Raw genomic sequence first — 5065 nt, forward strand, 5'->3', positions numbered from 1 at the left:
CTCGTCGGTGCTTTCGAGGACCTCGCGACGGCGGTCAGCGACCGTCCCGCGGCTGCGAGCGCGGCCGAGCGGGCGCTGGCCGAAGCCAGGCGCTTCGCCGACGCCACCGGTGACCCGGCTGGTCTCGAGGCCGCCTACCTCGCGCTCGTGACCGCGATCGCGGCGTCCGCGGCCGCCTCCCCCGTGGTCACGCCCGCCACGCCCGCCACCTCGACCGCTCCTGAGTCCGCGGTCTCCGATGACGAGGTGCTCATGCGCGACTTCCTCGTGCGCGCGCACGAGCACTGTGACGACGCCGAGGCGCAGCTTCTCGCGCTCGAGGCCGACCCGTCGGATCGTACCGCGATCGACGCCGTGTTCCGGGCGTTCCACACGGTCAAGGGGATGTCCGGCTTCCTCGGATTCGCAGGCGTCTCCGATCACGCGCACGAGTCCGAGTCGCTGCTCGCCGAAGCCCGGTCCGGCGCCTCGGCGCTCGACACCGCGACCGTCTCAGCGCTGTTCGCCGCCGTCGACGCTCTGCGCAGTCTGTGCGCGTCGGCTGCCGGCGCGGCCCCTCAGGCGGACGGAGACCCCGTTGCGGCGCGCACCGCCGTGTCCGCGCCCACGGCGTCCACGTCCGTGGGCACCGTCCGCGTGGACGAGGCGCGGCTCGACGCCCTGCTCGACCTGATCGGCGAGCTCGTCATCGCGGAGTCCACCGTCTCCGGTGCTGTGAGGCAGCGTGAGGCGCACGAGCTCGTGGAGGGCAGGCTCGACGGACTCGACAAGATCACCCGAGAGCTGCAGCAACTCGCCACCTCGATGCGGATGGTCTCGCTGCGCCCGACGTTCCTGCGGATGCGCCGCCTCGTGCGCGATCTCGCGGACAAGGCGGGCAAGCAGGTCGCACTCACCGTGTTCGGGGAGGACGCCGAGCTCGACAAGGCCGTCGTCGACCGGATCCAGGATCCCCTCGTGCACGCGTTGCGGAACGCGGTGGACCACGGCATCGAGTCGCCTGACGAGCGTGAGGCCGCCGGCAAGCCCCGCGTGGGCACCATCGTGCTCAGCGCGAGCCACGTCGGCGGGGCGGTGCACATCGAGGTCGCCGACGACGGACGGGGCATCGACGCCGCCGCGGTCGCACGGCGCGCCGTCACGGCCGGGCTGGCCTCGGATGAGTCCCAAGTCAGCCACGAGGACGCCGAGCGGTTCGTGTTCGCTCCGGGCCTCTCAACGGCGTCCGAGGTCACGGACGTCTCCGGCCGCGGGGTCGGCATGGACGCCGTCCGCCGCGCCGTCGAGTCGTTGCGTGGACGCGTGGAACTGCGGTCGCGTCCCGGTGACGGCACGAGCGTCGTGATCCGCCTGCCCGTCACCTTGGCGATCATCGACGGGATGGTCGTGCGCGTGGGCGAAGAGCGGTACGTGTTCCCGATGCCGTCGATCGAGCGCTGCGTCCGGCCCGCGCCCGAGGCGATCGCGTCGGTGCCGCAGGGCGACCTGCTCCTCACCGACGACGGGCCCGTCCCGCTGGTCCGGCTCGACAGGCTCTTCGACACCCCCGGTGCGGTCCAGGACCCGACGCGGGGCGTCGTCATCATCACGCGCGACGGCGAGTCGAGGACCGGCTTCGTCGCGTGTGAGCTCCTCGGGCAGCAGCAGACCGTCATCAAGCCACTCGGTGACGGGCTGGTCAGTGCAGAGGGCATGGCCGGCGGGGCGATCATGCCCGACGGCCGTGTCGGGATCATCGTGGATGCGGTCGGCCTGTCGGCGGCCGCGCAGGACCGAAAGGGTGAGCGCTCGTGACCGTTCAGCACACCACGCCCGCCGGTGGGAGGTACCTGACGTTCGGACTGGACGACCAGATCTACGGGCTCGAGATCCTCCGCGTTCAGGAGATCGTGGGCCTGCTCCCGGTGACCCGGGTGCCGAGGCTGCCCGCCGCCTTCGCCGGTGTGGTCAATCTCCGCGGCAGGGTGATCCCCGTGATCGACCTGCGCCAGGCGCTGGGGATGGACGCGTCCGCGATGGGCGAGCGTACCTGCATCGTGATCGCGCGTCTCGAGGGCGATGTCGGCGACAGGGTCGTCGGGCTCGTCGTCGACACGGTCTCGGACGTGGTGGCGTTCACGGGCGAGCAGATGGAGGCCACACCCGAGTTCGGGCGGATGGCCGACACGTCGTACATCAGCGCCATCGGCAGGGTAGAGGGGCGCGTCGTGCTGCTCCTCGACATCGATGAAGTGTTGTCAGACGAGCAGGCGAGTGCGGTCGAGTCGGCCGCGCGTGCCGCCTGCGAGGACGGGGAGGGATCCCGATGAACGGACGGTTCGGTGGCATGTCTGTCCGCACGAAGCTGGCGATGGCGTTCGGGACCGTGTGCCTGATCCTGCTCGGTATCGGTGTGTCAGCCTACGTCGGGCTCGATCAGACGATGACGCATAGCGAGCTGGTTGCGAACTCGGCCCTGCCGGGCATCGACCGGCTGCGCGAGTTCCAGGCGATGCAGGAGTCGATGTACACGTACAGCCAGGGTCTTCTCCTGACCGAGGACCCGGCGCTCACGGCTGAGTACTTCGCGGCGTGGAAGAGCAACAACGCCGACGCGACCAAGGCCCTCGACGAGTACGCATCGAAGTACCTCGCCCCCTCGAACGCCGAGCTCATGCCGAAGCTCAAGAAGGCCTGGAGCGACCTGCAGGCCGCCGACGGTCACACCGTCGACCTGCAGTCGAAGTACCTCGCGACCGGGGACGCGACCTGGCACGACAAGGCGATCGCCAACGCCGATGCCTCGAACGACCAGTACCTCGCCTCGATCGACGTCCTGTTCAAGATGATCGACAACGAGAACGCGCGCGCCGCCGATGAGATGGCGCAGGCCCAGGCGGCCAACCGCCGCGCGACGCTGCTGACCGGCGGCGGAGTGGCCGGCGGCGTCGTGCTTGCGATCGCGCTGGCGCTGCTCAACATCCTGAGCATCACGCGCCCGCTCGAGCGGGTCATCACGGGCCTGTCCGTCAGCGCGGAGCAGGTGTTCAGCGCGAGCGCGCAGGTCGCCTCCGCGAGCCAGCAGCTCGCCCACGGGTCGAGCGAGCAGGCCGCCAACATCGAGGAGACCTCCAGCGCGCTGGAGGAGATGGCCGGCATGACCCGGGAGAACGCCTCGAACTCCCGCAAGGCCGACGAGGTCGCACGGGACGCCCAGGCCTCGGCCACCCGCGGCGTGGAGTCCGTTCGCGAGCTGAACGACGCCATCGCGAGGATCAAGGAGACGTCGGACTCGACGGCCCGCATCATCAAGACCATCGACGAGATCGCGTTCCAGACGAACCTGCTCGCGCTCAACGCTGCCGTCGAGGCCGCCCGTGCCGGCGAGGCCGGCCGCGGGTTCGCCGTGGTGGCCGAGGAGGTCCGCAACCTCGCGCAGCGCAGCGCCGAGGCCGCCAAGAGCACTTCGGCCCTGCTCGAGGAGTCGCAGACCAGCGCTGTCCGCGGCGTCAGCGTGTCGGAGGGCGTCACGGCCGGTCTCGTCAAGATCGCCGAGGGTGTCGATCACGTGACGGAACTCGTCGGCCGGATCGCGACGGCCAGCGAGGAGCAGGCCGAAGGCATCGACCAGGTCAACACCGCCGTGGCGGACATGGACCGTGTCACCCAGGCCAACGCCGCCAACGCGGAGGAGTCCGCCTCGGCCAGTGAGGAGCTCTCCGCACAGGCCGCCGAGCTCCACGGGATGGTCAGCGCCCTCATCCGTACCGTCCGCGGCGGCAGGGACGCCGCCGCCAAGGCCCCGGTCGCTCCTCCGCAGGACGCCGTCGGCCGTACACCCGCCCGCCCGCACGTCGCTGTGGCCGCTCACGCGCCGGTGCGTCTCAGTCCCGAGCAGGTCATCCCGCTCGATGACGACGACCTCGCCGACTTCTGATCACAGCGGCAGAACAGGAGAAGGACGATGAACACGAGACTGAGCAAGATGGGCATCGGCGCCAAGCTGTTCGTGGGCTTCGCGGTGGTCCTCGCACTCGTGATCGCACTGTTGACGATCTCGGTCAGCTCGCTGGGGACCGCCGTCGACAAGGGCATCGAGCTGTTCGACCACCGCGTCGCGGCACGCACGACCCTCGCGAACGTGGAAGCCACCCTTCTGCGCCTCGACGCGCTGGAGCGGGCCGGCAGCGCGCAAGACCCGGACGACGCGAAGCGCCACACCGTTCTCATCAAGGCGCTCGACGCCGACGTCGAGGCGCTGGCCGCGATCGCCGACGCCTGGGATGACGCCGAGCTCGGGGAGGTCGCGGATCTCCTCGCGACCGGTCGCGACCGGCTCGTCCGCGGGTTCGCCGCGGCAGAATCGGACGTCATGGCCGCAGAGCAGGCGAAGATGATCGCCGCCGCCGCCGCGGCACGCGAGGCCGCCACCGAAGCGCAGAACTCGGAAACGTCGGCCCTTCAGGCGGAGATCGAGAACGCGGCCCGGGTCGCCATGATCACCGGCCTGGTCACCATAGGGCTCGGTATCGTCACCATGCTGGTGCTCAGAGTCTCGATCATGCGCCCGATCCGGCGCGTGGTCGAAGGGCTGCAGTCCGCCGGTGCCGCGATGCGCGGTGCGGCCGAGCAGGTCGCGGCTTCGAGCCAGAGCCTCGCCAGCGGGGCGAGCGAGCAGGCGTCGAGTCTGGAGGAGACCTCGTCGGCGCTCGACGCCATCGCCGGCATGACGATGGAGAACGTCGACAACAGCCGTTCGGCGGCCTCACGGTCGGCGGAGGCCAGCGAGCTGGCCGGGCAGGGCGCGACCGTGATGGAGCAGCTGTGCGCCGCGATCGCGCGGATCAAGGAGACATCCGACTCGACGGCCCGCATCATCAAGACCATCGACGAGATCGCGTTCCAGACGAACCTGCTCGCACTCAACGCGGCCGTCGAGGCCGCTCGTGCGGGTGAGGCCGGCCGCGGGTTCGCGGTCGTGGCCGAGGAGGTCCGCAACCTCGCGCAGCGCAGCGCCGAGGCGGCGAGGCAGACGACCGAGCTCATCGAGCAGTCGCGCACCAGCGCGGAGCAGGGCGTGGCGGCG

General features: G+C 70.6%; 3 protein-coding genes and 1 pseudogene. All 4 read left to right on the forward strand.

The genetic code is table 11. The features are described 5' to 3' along the window. The coding region (locus FDZ70_06175) for a chemotaxis protein CheA (GenBank protein ID TLM76804.1) at nucleotides 1-1794 on the forward strand (1794 nt) is incomplete at its 5' end. Next, nucleotides 1791-2309, forward strand: coding sequence for a purine-binding chemotaxis protein CheW (locus FDZ70_06180; protein ID TLM76805.1), 519 nt, complete (start codon nucleotides 1791-1793; stop codon nucleotides 2307-2309). The genes FDZ70_06175 and FDZ70_06180, both read left to right, overlap by 4 nt. Continuing rightward, nucleotides 2306-3916: a methyl-accepting chemotaxis protein gene (locus tag FDZ70_06185; GenBank protein ID TLM76806.1), complete on the forward strand. Its 1611-nt coding sequence runs from the start codon at nucleotides 2306-2308 to the stop codon at nucleotides 3914-3916. The genes FDZ70_06180 and FDZ70_06185 overlap by 4 nt, the downstream gene beginning before the upstream one ends. A gap of 936 nt (nucleotides 3917-4852) precedes the next feature. Further along, nucleotides 4853-5065, forward strand: a pseudogene (locus FDZ70_06190) (chemotaxis protein).

Source organism: Actinomycetota bacterium (assembly GCA_005774595.1).
Lineage (GTDB): Bacteria > Actinomycetota > Coriobacteriia > Anaerosomatales > D1FN1-002 > D1FN1-002.